The following is a 19,618-nucleotide window of genomic DNA, read 5'->3' on the forward strand; positions in this document are numbered from 1 at the left end:
CTCCTCCAACCGGAACGGCCGAAACAGCTCGGCAGGACCGTGGCTCCAGCCTGGCACGCGTCCCGGGCAGGTGGGAAGAGAACGGGAGGGAAATCAGGCGGCGCCGACGGCGTGGATACCGCGTGCCCACTGCTGCAGCGGCCGGTCTCCGAGCGCGATCGCGAGGGATTCGAGGGTGCGGACGCGGTCGGCCAGCTGGTCCGCGAGGACGTGTTCGAGGGCGGCGACGCTGCGCCTGTCCGCCGAGCCGGCGATGGTGGCGATGCAGTCGCTCAGCCGCGCCGCCCGAGACGACGACGACTTCGCGGATGTCGTGTGCGAATGCAGAATTCGTTCGAGGGTGTCGCATCGTTCCGACAAATAGCGAATGTCCGCCGCAATTTGCTGCTTCGCCATCGGATGCGAGCTGCGCTCGTGGCGAATTTCGAGTATCTGCAGTTGCGTCCGCACCAATTGGTGTACGGCCCGAATCTGGTCGCTCAGTGCGCTCGTGTTCGTGTTCGTGTTCATCGGGTTCCCTCTGCCGAATTCGATGATAGCCCTCGCACCGGGCGATCCGGCGCATACCGGAGAATCTCGACTTCCGGCCGAGAAAGGACAGAAACGGCGATTCGGAATTGGGATCGGCACGGCCGCGAAGGGAAACGGCGACGAGGAGCGCCGCAGCAATTGTTGCCGCCTTCCCCCACCGAGCCGGTCACCGCCTCGGTGCGGCCCGCTGCCGCGCCCGCGGCGAGATGCCGGGGCCGGGAGCCGTCCGCTGCCGGCGGTGCGAGCTCAGTCCTCGGGCAGCGGCGCCGACCAGAGCAGGCGGGTGCCGCCGGTGTCGACCGCGGTAGCGGTGAAGGTGCCCGCGACCTCCTCGGCGCGGGAGGCGAGGTTGTGCAGTCCGCTGCGCGCGACGGTGGCGGGAATGCCGACGCCGTTGTCGGTGACGTCGATGGTGAGGTAGTCGTCGACCGACACGGTGACGGTGACGTTGTTCGCGCCGGAGTGGTGCACCACGTTGCTCATCGCCTCCCGCAGCACCGCCTCGGCGTGATCGGCGAGGGGCCCGGTGACCACGTTGAGCGGCCCGGACATGCGCACGACGGTGCGCAAGCCGACGTCGGCGGTGTGTTCGGCGACGATGTCGTGCAGGGCCTGCCGCAGTTGCCGGGTGCCCTCCATCCCGCCGTGCAGGTCGAAGATCGCGGTGCGCACGTCGGTGATGATGCTCTGCACGTCGTCGATCATGTCCGCCAGGCGCCCGCGGATCTCCGGCGCCCGGGTGCGGGCGTGGGTGCTCTGCAGGTTCAGGCCGTGGGCGAACAGCCGCTGAATGACGTGATCGTGCAGGTCCCGCGCGATGCGGTCCCGGTCGGCGAGCACGGTCAGAGAGTTGAGCCGTCGCTGGTCGTCGGCCAGCTTCAGCGCGAGCGCCGCCTGATCGGTGAAGGAGGTGGCGAGGAAGAGCTGACGGTCGTCGAACGGCTCCCGCCCCGGATCGCGAATGACCGACAGCACCCCCGAAATGGTGTCGGTCGACGCGCGCAGCGGCAGCAGCAGCGCCGGCCCGTGCCGGTCGCCGTCACCGTCGAACTCCGTGACCTGCAGAGGCTCACCGCACCGGTACACGGTTCCGGTCGCGGTCCCTTCGACCCGGATCCGCTTGCCCCCGAACCCGGACGGGTCCGAACCGGCGTATGCGGTGACGATCAGGGCCGCGACCTCCTCCGGCGGCACGTCGGGATCCTCGGGTTGGGCGATCTGCACGTGGTCCGCCTCCGACAGGGCCAGCGCGCGTCGGGCGATCAGGCCGAGCACCTCCTCCGGGTCGGTGTCGGCGAGCAGCTCGGCGCGGATCTCGCTCGTGGCCTCCTGCCAGCGCTGCCGCAGCCGGGCCTCCTCGAACAGGCGCGCATTGTCCACCGCGATGCCCGCCGCGGCCGCGAGGGCCTGCACGATCACCTCGTCGTCCTCGGTGAACGACTGACCATTGGCCTTCTCGGTGAGGTAGAGGTTGCCGAACGCCTCACCGTGCACCCGGACCGGGACACCCAGGAAGGTCCGCATGGGCGGGTGGTGGGCCGGGAAGCCGGACGAGGCCACGTGCTGGGCCAGATTGTCGAGGCGGATCGGCTTCGGCTGTTCGATCAACAGTCCGAGCAGTCCGTGGCCGGTGGGGAGGTCGCCGATCAGCGCGCGGGTGTCTGCGTCTATGCCCTCGTACACGAAGTTCTGCAATCCGTCCCCGCGGCGGTTGAGGACGCCCAGGGCGCCGTAGCGGCAGTCCACGAGCTCGATCGCGGCGTGCACGATGCGCTCGAGCGTCGCCTCGAGCTCGAGCCCGGACGCGACCGTGAGCACGGCCTCGAGCAGACCGTCGATCTGATCGCGCGCGACGATCACCTGGTCGATGCGGTCCTGGACCTCCGCGAGCAGCTCCCTCAGTCGCAGCTGCGAGAGCGTCCCCGCGAGCAACGTTTCCTCGTCGGCGGCCATCGCTCACCCCTTCGGTGGATTACGTCCCGTGCGCCGCGTGCCGGGCCGCTTCGAAAGGCCCGGTTTTTCCCATTGTGCCGAGGGTAATCCGTGGGTCACCCCCGGCGCGGTGACTTGCGCCCCGGTGGTGACGACTTTGGACCCTGCCGCGGGCCGCCTCGACGGGCGAGGGTGGAGTGCGGAGATGTCTTTGCAGGAGGGAAAGCCCAGGATGACGACGGGTCCGGAAGCTCCGCTGGCGCCGGGTCGGTGCATGGCGTTGCTGCGGTCGGTGCCGACCGGCCGTCTGGTCTACACCGACGGGGCGTTGCCCGCGGTGCACCCGGTGGCCTTCGCGGCGCCGAACGGCGAGATCGTCGTTCCCACCGGCGACGACGGGTGGTTCGAGCGTTTCGACGGCAGGCTGCTCGCCTTCCATGCCGAACAACTCGAGGCGCCGACCCGCTCGGGGTGGAGCGTGGTCGCGATCGGCCGCGCCCGGCTCGCGCGCGGCACGGACGGTCTCCGCGGATTCGACGGCGCCGGCGGCCTGCCGTGGGGCATCGGCACGGAGGATCCCCTCCTCGTCATCGACGTCGAGCACATCAGCGGGCGTCGTGCCACGCTGCCGTGGTGGCCCGGCGAGCGCGGTTGACAATCCAGTCCCCGAGCCGACCGTGAGTCGGCACACCGTGCGGTACCGTGCTGACCGGGGATTGGAGGCTGGCGCATGGTCAAGGTCTTTCTCGTCGACGACCACGAGGTCGTCCGCCGTGGCATCGCGGACCTGCTCACCACGGATCCCGAACTGACGATCGCGGGGGAGGCGTCGTCGTACGGCGAGGCTCTCGTGCGGGTTCCTGCCGTAGAACCCGACGTCGCCGTGCTCGACGTCCGGCTCCCCGACGGCAACGGCATCGAGCTGTGCCGGGAACTGCTCTCGCAGATGCCGCGACTGCGCTGCCTGATGCTGACCTCGTTCACCGACGAGCAGGCGATGCTCGACGCGATACTCGCCGGCGCGAGCGGCTACGCGCTCAAGGACATCCGCGGCACCGAGCTGATCCAGGCCGTGCGGGACGTCGGGGCAGGCAAGTCCCTGCTCGACAGCCGCGCCGCGACCACGCTGATGGCGAAGCTGCGCGCCGACACCAGTAACGACGGCGGACCGTATGCGAACCTGACCGATCAGGAACGGACCCTGCTCGCGCTGCTCGGGGAGGGGCTGACCAACCGTCAGATCGCCGAACGGATGTTCCTGGCCGAGAAAACGGTGAAGAATTACGTGTCGCGGCTCCTGGCCAAGCTCGGGGTCGAACGCCGCACCCAGGCCGCGGTACTGGCGACGAAGGTGCCGCCGAGACGCCCCGGCGGGCGCTGAACGTGCCGTAGCCGCGCCGCCCGGGCGTTGCCGACGGCAGGACGGGCACCATGACGGACGACCGGCCCCGATTCGAGCGGCTGAGCCCGCTCGACGTAGGGAACCTGCGCGTCGAGGACCGCGGGGTGCCCATGCACGTGGCCGCGCTCGCCGTCCTGGACGGAGCGCCGCTGCGCGATGCGGCCGGACGCCTCCGGCTGGCGGCGATCCGCGAGCACGTCGCGCGGCGTACCCGCCGCGCGCCCCGACTGCGCCAGCGGCTGCACCGCCCGCCGCCGGGTGCCGGACCGCCCGTGTGGGTCGACGACCCGCACTTCGACATCTCGTGCCACGTGCGGACCCGCGCCCTGCCCGCTCCCGGCGACGAGGCCACCCTGTTGCGCACCTGCGCGGAACTCGACGAACCACGCCTCGACCGGTCCCGGCCGCTGTGGGAGATGTGGCTGCTCACGGACCGGGACGACGGGACGATCGCGCTGCTGCTGCGGCTCCACCACGTGGTCGCCGACGGCATCGCCGCCCTCGAACTGTTCGGCGCCCTGCTCGACACTGCCGCGACCACGCCCGACGAGGACCCCGGTCCCGTGCCCACCCCGGTTCCGCCACCTTCCGTGCGTGCGCTCGTCCGCGACAACCTGCACCGCCGGCCCGGGGCCGCGTGGCGGTGGCTCCGGGCAGTGCGGCCGGCGGTGGTGGCGCGACGTGCCGCCCTGCGGGTGCGGCAGCTGCGCTCGCTCGCCCGGCAGGGCCGGGCCCCGCGGGTGTCGTTCGACGGTCCCGTCGGGCCGCACCGCCGGCTGAGCCTGGTGCGCTGCGACCTCGCCGAGGTCAGGCGCGTCGCACACGCGCACGGTGCGACGGTCAACGACGTCGTGCTCGCCGCCGTGGCCGCCGGCGCGCGGCGGCTCCTCGCGGCGCGCGGCGAACTCGACCCGGACCTGATCCTGAAGGCGTCGGTGGCGGCGTCGCTGCGCACCGCCGACGACCGGAGCCCGGGGAACCGGGTCGGGATCCTGCTCGTGCCCCTGCCGGTGGGGCCCGGGTCGGTGGCCGCCCGGGTCGCGGCCGTCGCCCGCGAGACCGCGCGGCTCAAGCGGGAGCCGCCGCTGCAGCCCGGGGGACTGCTGCTCCAGCGGTGGACGGTGCGGGTGATGCGGCGCCAACGGCTGGTCAATCTGTTCGTCAGCAATCTGGTCGGCCCGCCCGTGCCGCTGTACTTCGCGGGTGCCCGCGTGCGCGAGCTGTTCCAGGTCGGCGTGGTGCAGGGCAACGTCGGTGTCGCCGTCGGCGTGCTGTCCTACGCGGGCCGGCTGAACGTCGACGTCGTCGCCGATGCCGATCTCGTCCCGGACGTCGACGAGTTCGCCGGGGGGATCGTCGACGGCCTCGCGGAGCTGGGCGTCGCGGCGGTCGGCGGCCCGCCGCGTCGCTGACCCGGCCCTTCAGGCGCGATCGCGCCGACCGTGCGCGCCAGCGAATTGCATGCGCGGAGTGCTGAGAATTTCGCGAACCCGATTTCCCCTACCGCGTGCGGCAGCCGGGTCCGCGCTCGAATTGCGGGACCCGGCGCGTTTGGTAACAATTGGGTTCGGTGCACGGCACCGGTACGGTATGTACAAGATCAGAAATGGAGCTCCAGCATGGACTTTGGAACGTTGGCCGACTTCTTCGGAGCAATCGCCGACCTCTTCGGCGCGTTCGACTTCTTCTCCGGTTCCGCCGAGGACATGAACCTCAGCTGATCCGGGGGAAATAGAGGGGGCCTGCGGGTTGAGGACGCAGGCCCCCTTTTCCTGTCCGGGTCCCGGATACCGGTCGCCCGGTCGATCTCATTCTTTACCCGCCGTTGATGTTCGATAAAGGTGAGATAACGCGAGATTGAATTTTCGAAAGCGCCGCCGGCTCCGGGAACCTCATTCGGCGTCGCGTTCGGCCAGGGCCACCGGCCGCATGTAGTCGGTGATGTACTCGCGCACCCACCACGCGCCGGTCTCGCGGCGCTCGCGCCACGTGGTGTACCGGTAGCTGAAGTACCGCGCCCGCACCCAGCGGGGCGGCGCGTCGGGGAACGGGTTACGCCGCAGCAGTGCCGTCACGTGCTCGTCGTTGGTCAGCAGCTTTTCGAGCAGTCGCCCGAACCAGGAGCGCGCGTAGTCGGGGGACAGCGCGGCGAACCACATCAGCCAGTCCAGCCGCAGGTGATACGGCGCGTACTGGCGGGGCCGGCGGCGCACGTCGCCGGGCTTGCCCTTGAACTCGTACTCGCGCCACACGGTGCCGGGGCCCACCTCCCGATCGGAGGTGCCCTCGACGATCACCTCGTGCCGGTGCCGGGTGATGCTGCCGAACGCGCCGTAGGTGTTGACGAAGTGCCACCGGTTGAACGAGGCGTTCATCGCCTGCCGGTGGGAGAGCATGTTCCGCACCGGCAAGTAGCTGAGCACCGCGACCGTCCCGGTCAGCGCCACGACCACCGCCACGAACACCGTCGGCGTCGTCCCGTACCCCGGGCCGGGTTCGAGCGGCAGCAGACGCTCCCACCAGCTGTCCGGGATCACCGACAGGCCCAGCACGATCGCCAGCCAGTTCAGCCAGGAGAAGTTGCCGCTGACCACCAGCCACAACTGGGTGACGATCATGATCGACGCCGCGATCCCCGCGATCGGCTGCGGCGCGAACAGGAAGAAGGGCACCACGAGCTGGGTGACGTGGTTCCCGGCCACCTCGACCCGGTGCAGGGGCCTGGGCAGGTGGTGGAAGTACCAGCTCAGCGGGCCCGGCATCGGCTGGGTCTCGTGGTGGTAGTACAGGCACGTCAGATCCCGCCAGCACCGGTCGCCGCGCATCTTGATCAGGCCCGCCCCGAACTCGAGCCGGAACAGCAGCCAGCGCAGCAGGATCAGGACGAGCAGTGGCGGGGCGGTGTCCGCGTTGCCGAGGAAGATCGCCAGGAAGCCGGTCTCGAGCAGCAACGATTCCCAGCCGAACGAGTACCAGACCTGTCCGACGTTGACGATCGACAAGTACAGCAGCCACAGCAGGAACCAGACGAGCATCGACGCGATCAGCGGCAGCCGGTCCGTCACCCCGAGCGCGGTGGCGGCGGCCAGGACCGCGCCGAGACCGGCGACCGCCGCGAAGAGACGGTCCGAGTAGCGAAGGTGGAACACGCTCGGGGCCCGGCCGAACGACGTCGCCTTCAGGAAGCGGGGGATCGGCGTCAGGCCGGTGCTCCCGAGCAGCGCCCGGAACTGGTTGAGCGCCACCAGGAACGCGACGAGGTACACCAGGGCCAGCGCGCGCGTGCACAGCAGCCGTCCCAGCGAATACCCGTCGGCGTCGTACCATTCCACGGCAGGTCACCTCGTACCGGTGCGGACCCCTCGAGCATGGCACGCGCACCGCGTTTCGGGAGTCGATTCCCCGTGGTGGGCGGCGGGGTCAGCGCAGCGCCGGCGGGTTGTCCAGATCTCGCGCCGTGTACGTGTCGCACGCCGCGATCTGCCCGGTGGTGTACCCGGCGAGGAACCACTTCTGCCGCTGGTCGGACGACCCGTGCGTCCAGCCCTCGGGGTTCACCCGCCCGCCGGCGGAAGCCTGGATCCGGTCGTCGCCGACGGCGGACGCCGCCGACAGCGCGTCGCGGATGTCCTGCTGGGTGAGGGGCTGCAGGAACGGCTCCCCGGTGTTCGGATCCGGCTGCTTGTCGGCGTGGTACGCCCACGCCCCGGCATAGCAGTCGGCCTGCAGCTCGGTGCGGACGGCCCCGGAGTCGGCACCGCGCGGATCGGCCTGCGCGCGGCCGAGGTCCCCGAGCTGGTTCTGCAGGTGGTGACCCACCTCGTGCGCGACGACGTACTCCTGCGCGAGCGGGCCGGCGTTGGCGCCGAACCGGGTGACCAGGTCCTGGAAGAAGCTGGTGTCGAAGTACGCGGTCCGGTCGGCCGGGCAGTAGAACGGTCCGACGTCGCTCGTGGCGTTGCCGCAGCCCGTCGCGACCGCACCGGAGAACAGCACGACCGCGGGCCGGACGTACTCGACGCCGGTCTGCGGCCCGAGCTGCTGTTCCCACACCGCGTCGAGGCTGCCGACGGTGAACTGGACGCGGCAGTCGACGCTCGCGTTGGCGTCCGCCCCGGTCTCACAGCCCTCCAGGGTGCCCGAGCCGTACTGCCCGGACTGCTCCGGGGCGCCGCTGCCGAGGAGCGAGCCGGGATCACCTCCGAGCAGCAGTGCCAGGATCAGCACCAGCAGGCCGCCGGCGCCACCGCCGATCGCGATCTTCCCGCCCGGTCCGCCTCCGCCGCCGACCTGGATGCGGCCGCCCTCCATCCGAGCGCCCTCGTTGAACGTCATCGCCGCCTTCACTTCCTCGTCGCAGGGGGACCGATCGGTTCAGCTTGGCACGGCCGATCGGGTACGGGTGTCCTCGGCGGATGTGTGTCTTTCGTAGGATTGCAACGACGACGTCCCTCGTTAGGTTGTTTCGAAAGGAATTCCGTGCTGCGCACCCATCTCGCCGGCTCGTTGCGAGCCGAGCACGCCGAGCAGACCGTCACCCTCACCGGCTGGGTGGCCCGGCGCCGCGACCACGGCGGGGTGATCTTCATCGACCTGCGCGACGCGTCGGGTGTGTCGCAGGTCGTCTTCCGTGAGGGCGCCGTCCTCGAGCAGGCACACCGTCTGCGCGCCGAGTACTGCATCAAGGTCGTCGGAGTGGTCGAGGTCCGGCCGGAGGGCAACCAGAACTTCGACATCCCCACCGGCGCCGTCGAGGTCAACGCCTCGACGCTCGAGGTTCTCAACGAGGCCGCGCCGCTGCCGTTCCAGCTCGACGACCAGGTCGGCGAGGAAGCCCGCCTGAAGTACCGCTACCTGGACCTGCGCCGCGAGGGCCCGGGCAAGGCGATCCGGCTGCGCAGCAAGGTCAACGCCGCCGCCCGCGGCGTGCTCGCCCACCACAGCTTCGTGGAGGTCGAGACCCCGACGCTGACCCGCTCCACCCCGGAGGGCGCCCGCGACTTCGTGGTGCCGGCGCGGCTGCAGCCCGGCAGCTTCTACGCACTGCCGCAGTCGCCGCAGCTGTTCAAGCAGTTGCTGATGGCCGGCGGCATCGAGCGGTACTACCAGATCGCCCGCTGCTACCGCGACGAGGACTTCCGCGCCGACCGGCAGCCGGAGTTCACCCAGCTCGACATCGAGATGGCGTTCGTGAGCCAGGACGACGTGATCCTGCTCGCCGAGGAGATCCTGCACGCGCTGTGGCGCCTGGTCGGGCACGAGCTGACCACCCCGATCCCGCGCATGACCTACGCCGACGCGATGCGCCGCTACGGCTCCGACAAGCCCGACCTGCGTTTCGGCCTCGAGCTCGTCGAGTGCCGGGAGTTCTTCAAGGACACCACCTTCCGGGTGTTCCAGGCCGAGTACGTCGGCGCGGTCGTCATGCCCGGCGGCGCGAGCCAGCCGCGGCGCCAGCTCGACGCCTGGCAGGAGTGGGCCAAGCAGCGCGGCGCGAAGGGCTTGGCGTACGTGCTGGTCGGCGAGGACGGGGAGCTGTCCGGACCGGTCGCGAAGAACCTCACCGACGCCGAGCGCGAGGGCCTGGCCAAGCACGTCGGCGCCCAGCCCGGGGACTGCATCTTCTTCGCCGCCGGCGCCACCAAGCCCATGCGCGCGCTGCTCGGTGCCGCTCGCGGCGAGATCGCCCGCAAGCTCGATCTCATCGATCCCGACGACTGGAAGTTCGTGTGGGTCGTCGACGCCCCGCTGTTCGAGCCGGCCGCCGACGCCACCGCCTCCGGCGACGTCGCGCTCGGCAGCTCCGCATGGACGGCGGTGCACCACGCCTTCACCTCGCCGATGCCCGAGCACCTCGACACGTTCGACACCGATCCCGGCTCGGCCCTCGCCTACGCCTACGACATCGTGTGCAACGGTCACGAGATCGGCGGCGGCTCGATCCGAATCCACCGCACCGACATCCAGCAGCGCGTGTTCAAGGTGATGGGCATCTCCGAGGAGGAGGCGAACGAGAAGTTCGGCTTCCTGCTCGAGGCATTCAAGTACGGCGCTCCGCCGCACGGCGGCATCGCCTTCGGGTGGGACCGCATCACCGCCCTGCTCGCCGGCGCGGACTCGATCCGCGAGGTCATCGCGTTCCCGAAGTCCGGCGGTGGTGTCGACCCGCTGACCGACGCTCCGGCGCCGATCACCCCCGAGCAGCGCAAGGAGTCCGGGATCGACTTCAAGCCGGAGCCGAAGAAGGCCGAGAAGTAGAGCACCGACAGGACCTCGTCGGCGGCGCCTGCCCACGGGCCGGCGCCGCCGCGGTGTCAGAGGGCAGCGCGCACGGCGGGGCACGGCCTGGCACAGTGACAGCAGGCGCCGGACGGACGGAGAGGGCGGCAACGGCATGACCGACATGGTCGCCACACAGTCGCTGCGAGCGCGGTACGCCCACCGCGGACCGGAATTCGACGAACTCTTCGACCCCGCGGGCGACGTCCGCGAGCACTGGGCCGAACTGGCGGAGGGGTTGCAGGCACGTGGCCCCCAGGCGCTGGCCCGCTACCGGCAGCGGGTGCGCCGGCTCGTCGACAACCACGGCATCACCTACACCCCCGTCGACGCCCGCACCGAGGAGACCGGTCCGGCCGCGCCGCACCGGTGGGAACTCGACGGGGTGCCGTTCGTCCTCTCCGCCGACGATTGGGGCACCCTCGAGCAGGGTCTGCTGCAGCGCTCACGGCTGCTCGACACGCTGCTCGCCGACCTGTACGGGCCGATGCGCACGCTCCGGGAGGGACTGCTGCCCCCGCAACTGGTGTTCGGCCATCGCGGCTACGTGCGGGCCGCGCACGGGCTCTCGCTCCCCGGGCCGCATCAGCTGTTCTTCCACGCAATCGACGTCGCCCGTGCCCGTGACGGCCGGTTCCGGGTGGTGCGGGACCACACCCAGGCCCCGTCCGGCGCCGGGTACGCCCTTGCCGACCGGCGGGTGACGGCACGCGCCATGCCCGACCTGTACCAGGCGACGAACCCACGGCCGCTGTCGCCGTTCGTCGAGGCGATGCGGCTCGCGCTGCGCGAGGCCGCACCCGCCGGCGCGGAGGACCCGGTGGTGGTCGTCCTCGGCCCGGGCGCACACTCGGAGACCGCCTTCGATCAGGCCCACATCGCGGGCGTCCTCGGGTTCCCGCTGGTCGAGGCCGCCGACCTGGTGGTGCGGGAGGGCCGGTTGTGGATGCGCTCGCTCGGCTCGCTCACCCGCGTCGACGTCGTGCTACGCCGCGTCGATGCCGCCTACGCGGACCCGCTCGACCTGCGGCCGGACTCGCGGCTCGGCGTGGTCGGGCTCGTGGAGGTGGTGCGGCGCGGCGCCGTCACCGTCGTCAACACCCTCGGCAGCGGGGTGCTCGAGAATCCGGCCCTGGCGGAGTTCCTGCCGTCGCTGTGCCGGGCGCTGCTGGACGAGGACCTGCTGCTCGAGCCGGTCCCCGCATACTGGGGCGGCACCCCGGCCGGGGTCGCGGTGCTGACGGAGAGGTTCGAGCGGCTGGTGCTGCGGTCGGCGGTCACCGCCCGGTCGGTGATGGTCGGCAGCCTCGACGCGCAGCAGCGCGAGGGTCTGCTCGCCCAGGTGCGAGCGCAGCCGGGTCGGTGGGTCGGCCAGGAGATTCCCGACCACTCGTACGTCCCGTCGCTGTCCGGAATCTCCGGCGGGCTCGGTGCCGCGCCGGTCGGCGTCCGGCTGTTCACCGTCGCCCAGCGGGTCGGATTCACCCCCATGCCCGGTGGGCTCGGCGAGATCGTCGTCCCGGGCGCGACGCCGCGCACGCGGCCGCCGATGCGCGTCGTCGCCAAGGACGTGTGGGTGCGCACCGCCGCGCCCACGGCCACCACCGGCGCGACGGGCGTTCCGGCCGGGGACGAGGTGTCCACCTTCGCCGTGCCCCCCGTCGACGTCGTCGCCTCGCCTCGGGTGCTCAACGACCTGTTCTGGCTGGGCCGCTACGGCGAGCGTGCCGAGGACACCGCCCGCCTGCTCGTCGCGGTCCGCGAGCGCTACCAGGACTACCGCTTCCGGCCCTGGCTGCCGGGCAGCGAGTGCCTGCCCGTGCTGCTGTCGGCGCTCACCGCCGCGGCCCCCGGACCGGCGATCGCGGCGCAGCACACCGGTGCCGACGTCATGGACGACTACCACTCCGCCACAGCGGAATTCCGCTCCATGACCGTCGATCCGGAACGGCTCGGCTCGCTCGCCCAATCGTTCGCCGGACTCGACCAGGCGGCCCGGGCCGTGCGCGACCAGCTCTCCAACGACACATGGGCCGTGCTCGCCGACGTCCAGCGCGCCCTCGACGCGCTCACCGAGGACCCCGACGACGACGGCTCCCTGCTCGGCGCCACCCAGTCCGCCGTCCTCGCCGGGATGCTCGCCCTGTCCGGGCTCGGGGCCGAATCGATGGTCCGTGACCTGGGCTGGCACGTGATGGACCTCGGCAAGCGGATCGAGCGGGCGCTGTCGCTGACCACCCTGCTGGCGACCACCCTCACCGTCGCCCGCGACGCCGCCACCGACCGGGCGCTGATGGAGACGGTGCTCGGCGCCGCGGAGAGCTCGGTGACCTACCGCCGCCGCAACCACCGGGTGCGCCCGGCCGCCGTCGCGCAGCTGCTGCTGCTCGACACCACCAACCCCCGCTCGCTGGCGTGGGTGCTCGAACGCCTGCGCGAGAACTTGCGGGCGCTGCCCGACGCCTCCGGCTCGACCCGGCCCGAACGCCTCGCCGACGAGCTGCTGACCCGGCTGCGCCGGGTGGACCCGGTCGACCTCGAGACCGCCACCGACGGCGTCCGCCGCGAGCTCGCCGATCTCCTCGCGGCCGTCCACACCGGACTCGAGCAGCTGGCCGAGCAGCTGCTGCGCGGGCCGCTGTCGCTGCCCGGCGGCACCCGGCCGCTGTGGGGCGGCGCCCAGCGGAGGACCCTGCCGTGACCGATCCGCTCGACCCCGCCCGGCGCCGGTACCGCATTGTGCATCGCACCACCTACCGGTACTCCGGCGTGGTGACCTCCTCGTACGGCCGCGGCTACCTGCTGCCCCGCGACACCGACAACCAGCGGGTCGTCTCGAGCAGCGTCACCGTCGACCCCGCCCCGGCCGACACGTCGGTGGGGGCGGACCTGTGGGGCAACCGCGACGTCTACTTCCACGTCGCCGAGCCCCACGACACGCTCGTCGTCACCGCGGAGTCCGAGGTGACGGTGACCCCGCCGGATCCGGCGCGGCTGGTCGCCGGTCCCGCCGTCGCGCCGTGGGAGTCGGCGCGGCCGGTCGGCACGGCCGGCGCCCTGGCCACCGACTTCGTTCTGGACCTCGACCCGCCCGAGGTCGACGCCGAGGTACTCGCCTACGCCGCGCCCACCTTCCCTCCGGGCCGGTCGCTGGTCGAGGCGATCGCCGAACTCACCCACCGCATCTTCACCGACTTCGCCTACCACTCCGGATCGACGTCGGTGTCCACGCGCGTCGCCGAGGTCCTGGTCGCGCGCTCCGGCGTGTGCCAGGACTTCGCGCGCCTGGCCCTCGCCTGCCTGCGCGCGCACGGCCTCGCCGCCCGCTACGTGTCCGGCTACCTCGCCACCGATCCGCCCCCCGGACGCGAACGCATGGTGGGCGTCGACGCGACGCACGCCTGGGCGGCGGTGTGGCTGCCCGGCGACACGTGGCTCGCCTTCGACCCGACCAACGACCAGTTCGTGGACGAGCGGTATACCACCGTCGCGTGGGGCCGCGACTACGCCGACGTGCCGCCGCTGCGCGGGGTGATCTACACCGAAGCCAAGGACAGCACCATCGACGTGTCCGTCGACGTGGCTCCGCTCGCGCCCACCGGCGGCGACCGCACCGACCCCGAACCGACAGGAGCGGCCGATGCGTGACTTCTCGTGCCCGATGTGCGGGCAGCAACTGACCTTCGAGAACTCGGTCTGCCTGCGCTGTGGCAGCGCAATCGGCTTCGACCTCGGCACCGTCTCGATGGTCGCGATCCTGCCCGAGGACGACGCCGACGGTCCGGCCTCCGGTGCGGTGCCGGCCCGCCGCTACCGGCTGTGCGACAACCTGCACCTGGCCCGCTGCAACTGGATCGTCGGCCGCGACGAGCCCGGCCTGTGCCGGTCGTGCCGGCTCACCCGCACCCGCCCGGCCGACGACGACACCGACGCGCTGGCCGCGTTCGCCGACGCGGAGGCCGCCAAGCGCCGGCTGATCGTCGAACTCACCGAACTCGGCCTGCCGCTCACCGGCCGCGACACCGACCCGGACACCGGCCTCGCGTTCGACCTGCTGTCGAGCCGCGACGAGCAGGTCCTCACCGGACACGCGTCGGGAGTGATCTCCCTCGATCTCGCCGAGGGCGACGACGTGCACCGTGAGCAGCTGCGGATCGAGATGGGCGAGCCGTACCGCACCCTGCTGGGCCACTTCCGGCACGAGATCGGGCACTACTACCAGATGGTCCTGATCGCCACCCCCGCCGTGCGGGCCCGGTTCGAGGCGCTGTTCGGCGATCCCGACGCGGACTACCAGGCGGCGCTGGACCGGCACTACTCCGAGGGAGCACCCGACGGGTGGGAGGACGAGTTCGTCTCTTCGTACGCGACGATGCATCCGGCCGAGGACTGGGCCGAGACGTTCGCGCACTATCTGCACATGCGGGACGCGCTGGACACCGCCGCCGGGTTCGGGTTCGCACCCGCCGGCGCCGCCCTGGACCGCCCCCAGCCCGGCCCGGCCGGCTTCGACAAACTCCTCGAGCGCTGGCTGCCGCTGGCCTGGTCGCTGAACATGGTCAACCGGTCGATGGGTCACACCGACCTGTATCCGTTCGTGCTACCCCCGCCCGTTTTGGTCAAGATGCGGTTCGTGCACGAACTGATCGTCGCCCGAACCGGGTAGATTGTCAGACGATGACTGCAACATTGGCGGAGCCCATGTCGGAAGTGGTGGAGGCGGCCGAAAAGCTGCTGACCCGGCGCACCGGCGCACCCGTGACCTTGGCCGATCCGGTGGATCTCGGCGGCAGTGGCCGCTCGGTGGTTCTGCGCGTGCGGGTCGCGGCGAACCCGTTCTCCCTGCCGCGCACCCTGGTGCTCAAGCAGGTACCCCCGCGCGCCGAACGGCGGGTGGGCTTCCGTGGCGCCGCCACCGACGACGAGGTCGCGTTCCTGCGCGAGGCGGTGTCCTACCAGTTCGCCACCGCCCTGGCCAAGGACGACCGGCCGGGCGCCGAACTGCTGGCCTACGACTTCGAGTCGCGGCTGCTGGTGCTCAGCGACCTCGGCGACGCCACCCCGATCGCCACGCTGCTGCGCAGCGACGACACCGACACCGTCACCAACACCCTCATGGCGTTCGCCCAGGCCCTCGGCCGGATGCATGCCGCGACCGTCGGGCGGGAGGAGGACTTCGCCGCCCTGCTGCGCCGTGCCGAGGTGGCGCACTTCGCCGACGCCGTCGTCGAGCAGGCCACCGGCGCGCTGCGCGTCGTGCCCGACCGCTTCGCCACCGAGTTCGGCCTCGAGGTGCCGCAGAGCGTGATCGACCGCGCCGAGCGGGCCGCGAAGCTGTTCACCGCCGGCCGGTTCCGGGCCTTCAGCCCCTCGGACCTGTGCCCGGACAACATCGTCGTCGGCGACGAGGGCGTGCAGTTCCTCGACTACGAGTGGGGCGGCTTCCGCGACGCCACCCTCGACATCGCCTACGCCCTGACCTCCTTCCCGGCGTGCCTGTGCAAGGCGCCGCTCACGCTCGAGCGGGCCCGCGCGATGGCCGACGCGTGGCGGGCCGAGGTGGTGGGCATGTGGCCCTCGCTCGGCTTCGACGAGGTGCTCGCCGAGCGGCTGCTCGACGCGCAGCTCGCGTGGGTGTGGCTGAGCACCTACCTGTTCGTCCCCGAGGACCATGCCCGCATCGCGGCGGTGCGGGACCACCACCTGTCCGTGCCGTGGTCCGACGCGCTGCGCAGCCGCTGGTCGCTGCTCGCCGACTACGCCGCCGACACCGGACACGACGACGTCGCCGGGCATGCCCGAGACGTCCTCGAACGTCTCGAGCAGCGCGTCGGCGACTGACCGCGCTATGCCCGGGCCGCTTACAGCGCGGTATGCCCGGCCCGCCTACGGCGCGGTACGTGCGCAGATGGCCTCGACGAACCGGCCCACCTCCGACTCGGGCAGATGCGTGGCCAGGTCGGCCTCGCTGATCATGCCGATCAGCCGATGCTCCTCGACCACCGGTAGCCTGCGGATGCGGTGTTCCTCCATCATCGTCAGGACCCGGTCGACGTCCGCGTCCGCGTCGACCACGTAGGGCTTGCCCTGGGCGAGCTCACCGGCCGTCATGGAACTCGGGTCGCCGCCCGTGGCGACGCACTCGAGCACGATGTCGCGGTCGGTGATGATGCCGTGGAGCCGGTCGTCGTCGCCGCAGATCGGCAACGCGCCGATGTCCAGTTCCCGCATCCGCTGGGCCGCGGTCTCGAGGGTGTCGTGTTCGCCGATGCAGACCGCGTCGCGGTGCATGATGTCGCGTGCAGTGGTCATCACTGCCTCCTCCGTTGAAAACGGTTACTGCACTTCCATTGTCACGCGGGACGGCGACCGGCGGAAGGGTTGCGGAGGCATCGGGCTCACCCGGCGAAGGCGTGCGTCGCCGCGCGGCCGTCCCAGCCGCCCGCCGGCCCGGCCAACCCGAACAGCGCCGCGACCGTCGGGGCGACGTCGAGGGTGCGCACGGGGTCGGCGACGGTGAGGCCGCGGCGGATACTCGCATGCCCGCCGGCGACGAAGAACGGGATCTCGACGGTCGCGGCGTGACCGTGATTGCCCGGAATCGGATTCGACAACGGGCTCGGATCGGAGAACCGCCACCCCGCGTCGCACAACGCCACCAGATCACCCGCGGCGGCGCCGAGACCCAGATCCGCACCCGCGTACAGGGCGGCCACGCCCGGGACGGCGGCGGCGACCTCCCGCATCCGCGCCACCGCGTCCACCCGGGCCGCCGGATCGCCGACCCAGTACAGCAGGTTCGCACCGCCGTTCTGGGCGGTGCGCACCGATCCGGCGAGCAGCGGGTCGGCGCCGAGCACGTCGACGAGGCCGATCAGCTGGTCCGGCGCCGACCAGTCCATCCCGTGGTCGGCCAGCACGATCAGCACCGACCGTTCCCACCGTCCCGTCGCGCGCAGGAACTCCACGAACCGGGCCACCTGCTCGTCCGCCGAGCGCAGCGCCGCGGTACGCGCGAGCCGCAGCGACGCGCCGAGCACGTCCAGGTGCCCGACGCGGTCCACGTCGCCGAGGTTGGTGAACGTGAACCGCGGCGACCGCTCCTCCACCACGGAGATCAGCGCGTCGACCGTGAAGCGGTCCGGCGCGTGTTCGGTGAGCGGCAGCAGCGGCACCGGATCCCACGCCACCGACGCGCGGCCGCCGAACAGGCCGTGCAGGTACCGCTTGGACAGCACGCTCGCGGTCGTCAGCCCCAGCTCGCGGGGCAGCCGGTCGAGCACCGTCCCGGCGCGCAGGTCGGTCGGCCGGTCGAGGTCCCGGGTGCGGCCGAGCACCGGGTCGAAGATCGAGTTGGCGGGCACGCCGGAGCGGTGCGGCAGCACACCGGTCATCATCGCCGCGTGGTTCGGCAGCGTCTCGGCCACCGAGATCGCCCGGGCCGCGGTGTACCGGGTGCCGGCGTCGGCGAGCGCGAGCAGATGCGGCGTGAGACCCGGCGCGAGCTCGTCCGGGCGCATCCCGTCGACGACGAGGACGTGCACGTCCGCGTCCGGTAGCAGCGCCGACGGCGTCGCCGCCCGGGCCGGAGCCGTGCCGATCAGGGCCGGAGCCGTGCCGATCAGGGCCGCGCCGGCCAGCACGGCCGTGCCGGCGAGCATCGTGCGCCGATCGATCGCTCCGGCGGGTGGCGTCACGGCCGGGCCTGCCGGCCGTGCGCACCCGGATCGAGCGCGGCCGCCGGCTCCAGCCGCGGCGTGCCGGCGGCGACCCGCCGGCTCGTGCCGTACCACACGCCGGTGCCCGGGTCGGTCGGATCGAGCACGTACAGCCAGTCCATCTGCACCGCGTCGGGTGTCACGTCGAGGACACCGAAGCCGTGCGAGTCCAGTTCGACGTACCGGATGTGGTGGTTCGTCGCCAACACCGCCGCCTCGATCGACGGGGTGACGGTGCGGGGCGCGACGCCCAGCATCTCGTCGATATTCGCCGAGGTCACCGACGGCACCACCAGTTCGGTGGCCACGGTGCCCGCGCCGGGGTAGTTCGCGGCGTCGACGGGGATGTCGGCGGCCCACGACGAGTGGATGTCGCCGGTGAGGAACACCACGTCGCGGCCGGAGGCACGAATCGCGTCGAGCAGCCGTCGCCGGTCGGCGGGATAGCCGTCCCACTGGTCGACGTTGAACGGTGCCCCCGCCGCGGGGAGCCCCGCGACGGCGGTCAGCGCCGCCGTGGTCCGCTCGTCCAGGGGCGGCAGCAGCACCGGGGCGATCATCACCGGGTTCCCGATGAGCTGCCATCGCGTGCCCGAACTCGTCACGCCCGCGGTCAGCCACGCCATCTGCTCCGCGCCGGTGATGGTGCGCGCCGGGTCGTCGATGCGGCGCCCGTTCACCTGCTCGGTGCGATAGCTGCGCAGATCCAGCATCGACAGCTCGGCCAGGTCCCCGAACTGCAGCCGCCGGTACAGCCGGGGCGCGTCGGCGGTGCCGCCCGGCCGGAGGGGCTGCCACTCCAGGTAGGCCTGCAGGGCCGCGGCCCGTCGCTCCGCCCAGGCTCCCTCGACGGCGGGGTCGTGGTTCTGGGCGCCGCCGGACCACGCGTCGTTGGCGCTCTCGTGGTCGTCCCACACCACGATCCACGGCAGCAGCGCGTGCAGCCGCTGCAGATCGGGATCGCTCTTGTACTGGCCGTGCCGGATCCGGTAGTCGGCGAGGGTGACGATTTCGTGCCGCGGGTCGTGCGGGCGCACCACCCGGTTGCCGCCGGAGGCGTATTCGCCCGTGCCGTACTCGTACAGGTAGTCGCCGAGGTGCACGACGGCGTCGAGGTCCGGGCGCGCCGCCAGGTGCCGGTAGACGCCGAAGAACCCGGCCTCCCAGTTCGAGCACGACACCACCGCGAACCGCAGCCGGTTCAGCTCGGCCCCCGGCCCGGGCGCGGTGCGGGTGCGGCCGACCGGGGAGGCCGCGTCGCCGGCGGTGAAGCGGTAGAAGTAGGCGGTGTCCGGCTCGAGGCCCGTCGCATCGACCTTGACCGTGTGGTCGGACGCGGGGGACGTCGTCACGGACCCCGAGGCCACCACGTCGCGGAGGTCGCCGTCGGTGGCGATCTCCCAGCGGACCGTCGTCGCGACGCCGAGGCCGGAACCGGGCACGGCGTCCGGGGCGGGCGTGACGCGGGTCCACAGGATCACCCGGTCGGGCAGCGGATCGCCGGAGGCCACGCCGTGCGCAAACACGGCGCTCTCCGCCGCGGCGGGGGAGACGGAGACGGCCGCCAGGGCCGCGGCGCCGAGGGCGACGCCGCCCGCGCGCAGCGCGGTCCGTCGCGACACGACACGGGTTTCGGTGGGAGGCACCGGACGATCAGACCAGCGTCCCCCGCGATGAGCAAGTACCGCGACGGAATGTCCCGAACGTTCACGGCCGGTTCACGCGCCGTCGGCCCGACCCGCCGTCGGGCCGGGAC

At 72.0% G+C, this 19,618-nt stretch carries 15 protein-coding genes; 8 read left to right on the forward strand and 7 right to left on the reverse strand.

Annotated elements, in window-relative coordinates:
- Positions 1 to 93: 93 nt before the first annotated feature.
- Positions 94 to 669: a hypothetical protein gene (locus ISO16_RS02555; RefSeq protein ID WP_230304467.1), complete on the reverse strand. Its 576-nt coding sequence runs from the start codon at positions 667 to 669 to the stop codon at positions 94 to 96.
- A 108-nt stretch (positions 670 to 777) separates the two neighbouring features.
- Positions 778 to 2,484 (reverse strand): sensor histidine kinase, encoded by a 1,707-nt coding sequence (locus ISO16_RS02560; protein WP_006930700.1) that lies wholly within the window; start codon positions 2,482 to 2,484, stop codon positions 778 to 780.
- Between the two features lie 211 nt (positions 2,485 to 2,695).
- Here ISO16_RS02560 and ISO16_RS02565 point away from each other — a divergent pair, with 211 nt between their 5' ends.
- The 3 genes from ISO16_RS02565 (at position 2,696) to ISO16_RS02575 (ending at position 5,277) form a co-directional block, all read left to right on the forward strand.
- Positions 2,696 to 3,118 carry a pyridoxamine 5'-phosphate oxidase family protein gene (locus ISO16_RS02565; RefSeq protein ID WP_072635206.1) on the forward strand — a complete coding sequence of 141 codons (423 nt, stop codon included), beginning with the start codon at positions 2,696 to 2,698 and terminating at the stop codon, positions 3,116 to 3,118.
- Between the two features lie 75 nt (positions 3,119 to 3,193).
- Entirely contained in the window at positions 3,194 to 3,844 is a 651-nt protein-coding gene (locus ISO16_RS02570) for a response regulator (RefSeq protein ID WP_029543555.1), read from the forward strand.
- Between the two features lie 50 nt (positions 3,845 to 3,894).
- Positions 3,895 to 5,277, forward strand: coding sequence for a wax ester/triacylglycerol synthase family O-acyltransferase (locus tag ISO16_RS02575; protein WP_072635207.1), 1,383 nt, complete (start codon positions 3,895 to 3,897; stop codon positions 5,275 to 5,277).
- Between the two features lie 480 nt (positions 5,278 to 5,757).
- On the opposite strand, the gene ISO16_RS02580 is transcribed toward ISO16_RS02575, so the two are convergent.
- Positions 5,758 to 7,197 carry a lipase maturation factor family protein gene (locus ISO16_RS02580; RefSeq protein WP_065922588.1) on the reverse strand — a complete coding sequence of 480 codons (1,440 nt, stop codon included), beginning with the start codon at positions 7,195 to 7,197 and terminating at the stop codon, positions 5,758 to 5,760.
- An 88-nt stretch (positions 7,198 to 7,285) separates the two neighbouring features.
- Positions 7,286 to 8,200, reverse strand: a complete 915-nt coding sequence (gene ypfJ, locus ISO16_RS02585) for a KPN_02809 family neutral zinc metallopeptidase (protein WP_006930708.1) — start codon at positions 8,198 to 8,200, stop codon at positions 7,286 to 7,288.
- A 144-nt stretch (positions 8,201 to 8,344) separates the two neighbouring features.
- Here ypfJ and aspS point away from each other — a divergent pair, with 144 nt between their 5' ends.
- From aspS to ISO16_RS02610, 5 genes are all read left to right on the forward strand, one after another.
- A complete protein-coding gene (aspS, locus tag ISO16_RS02590; RefSeq protein ID WP_006930709.1) occupies positions 8,345 to 10,123 on the forward strand; it encodes an aspartate--tRNA ligase in 1,779 nt (592 codons plus the stop codon).
- 136 nt (positions 10,124 to 10,259) lie between these two features.
- Positions 10,260 to 12,845, forward strand: coding sequence for a circularly permuted type 2 ATP-grasp protein (locus tag ISO16_RS02595; protein WP_139311005.1), 2,586 nt, complete (start codon positions 10,260 to 10,262; stop codon positions 12,843 to 12,845).
- Positions 12,842 to 13,792, forward strand: coding sequence for a transglutaminase family protein (locus ISO16_RS02600; RefSeq protein ID WP_072635208.1), 951 nt, complete (start codon positions 12,842 to 12,844; stop codon positions 13,790 to 13,792). The genes ISO16_RS02595 and ISO16_RS02600 overlap by 4 nt, the downstream gene beginning before the upstream one ends.
- Complete coding sequence (locus ISO16_RS02605) at positions 13,785 to 14,810, forward strand: zinc-binding metallopeptidase family protein (protein WP_006944841.1); 1,026 nt, start codon at positions 13,785 to 13,787, stop codon at positions 14,808 to 14,810. The genes ISO16_RS02600 and ISO16_RS02605 overlap by 8 nt, the downstream gene beginning before the upstream one ends.
- Before the next feature lie 35 nt (positions 14,811 to 14,845).
- A complete protein-coding gene (locus ISO16_RS02610; protein WP_080688626.1) occupies positions 14,846 to 15,985 on the forward strand; it encodes a kinase in 1,140 nt (379 codons plus the stop codon).
- Positions 15,986 to 16,030: 45 nt separating this feature from the next.
- Here the strand turns inward: ISO16_RS02610 and ISO16_RS02615 are convergent, their stop codons facing one another.
- From ISO16_RS02615 to ISO16_RS02625, 3 genes are all read right to left on the reverse strand, one after another.
- Complete coding sequence (locus ISO16_RS02615; protein ID WP_072635209.1) at positions 16,031 to 16,456, reverse strand: CBS domain-containing protein; 426 nt, start codon at positions 16,454 to 16,456, stop codon at positions 16,031 to 16,033.
- Positions 16,457 to 16,542: 86 nt separating this feature from the next.
- Positions 16,543 to 17,841 (reverse strand): alkaline phosphatase family protein, encoded by a 1,299-nt coding sequence (locus tag ISO16_RS02620; protein ID WP_029543571.1) that lies wholly within the window; start codon positions 17,839 to 17,841, stop codon positions 16,543 to 16,545.
- Positions 17,838 to 19,484, reverse strand: a complete 1,647-nt coding sequence (locus ISO16_RS02625; protein WP_083662507.1) for an alkaline phosphatase D family protein — start codon at positions 19,482 to 19,484, stop codon at positions 17,838 to 17,840. Before ISO16_RS02625 ends, ISO16_RS02620 begins: the two co-directional genes overlap by 4 nt.
- Positions 19,485 to 19,618: the final 134 nt, after the last annotated feature.

It is taken from the genome of Rhodococcus sp. M8, assembly GCF_015654185.1.
GTDB lineage: Bacteria > Actinomycetota > Actinomycetes > Mycobacteriales > Mycobacteriaceae > Rhodococcus > Rhodococcus aetherivorans.

Coding starts and splice junctions, on each gene's coding strand:
- ISO16_RS02560 (WP_006930700.1), bottom strand. CDS start 2,484: ATGGCCGCCGACGAGGAAACGTTGCTCGCGGGGACGCTCTCGCAGCTG.
- ISO16_RS02565 (WP_072635206.1), top strand. CDS start 2,696: ATGACGACGGGTCCGGAAGCTCCGCTGGCGCCGGGTCGGTGCATGGCG.
- ISO16_RS02570 (WP_029543555.1), top strand. CDS start 3,194: ATGGTCAAGGTCTTTCTCGTCGACGACCACGAGGTCGTCCGCCGTGGC.
- ISO16_RS02575 (WP_072635207.1), top strand. CDS start 3,895: ATGACGGACGACCGGCCCCGATTCGAGCGGCTGAGCCCGCTCGACGTA.
- ypfJ (WP_006930708.1), bottom strand. CDS start 8,200: ATGACGTTCAACGAGGGCGCTCGGATGGAGGGCGGCCGCATCCAGGTC.
- ISO16_RS02595 (WP_139311005.1), top strand. CDS start 10,260: ATGACCGACATGGTCGCCACACAGTCGCTGCGAGCGCGGTACGCCCAC.
- ISO16_RS02605 (WP_006944841.1), top strand. CDS start 13,785: ATGCGTGACTTCTCGTGCCCGATGTGCGGGCAGCAACTGACCTTCGAG.
- ISO16_RS02610 (WP_080688626.1), top strand. CDS start 14,846: ATGTCGGAAGTGGTGGAGGCGGCCGAAAAGCTGCTGACCCGGCGCACC.
- ISO16_RS02615 (WP_072635209.1), bottom strand. CDS start 16,456: ATGACCACTGCACGCGACATCATGCACCGCGACGCGGTCTGCATCGGC.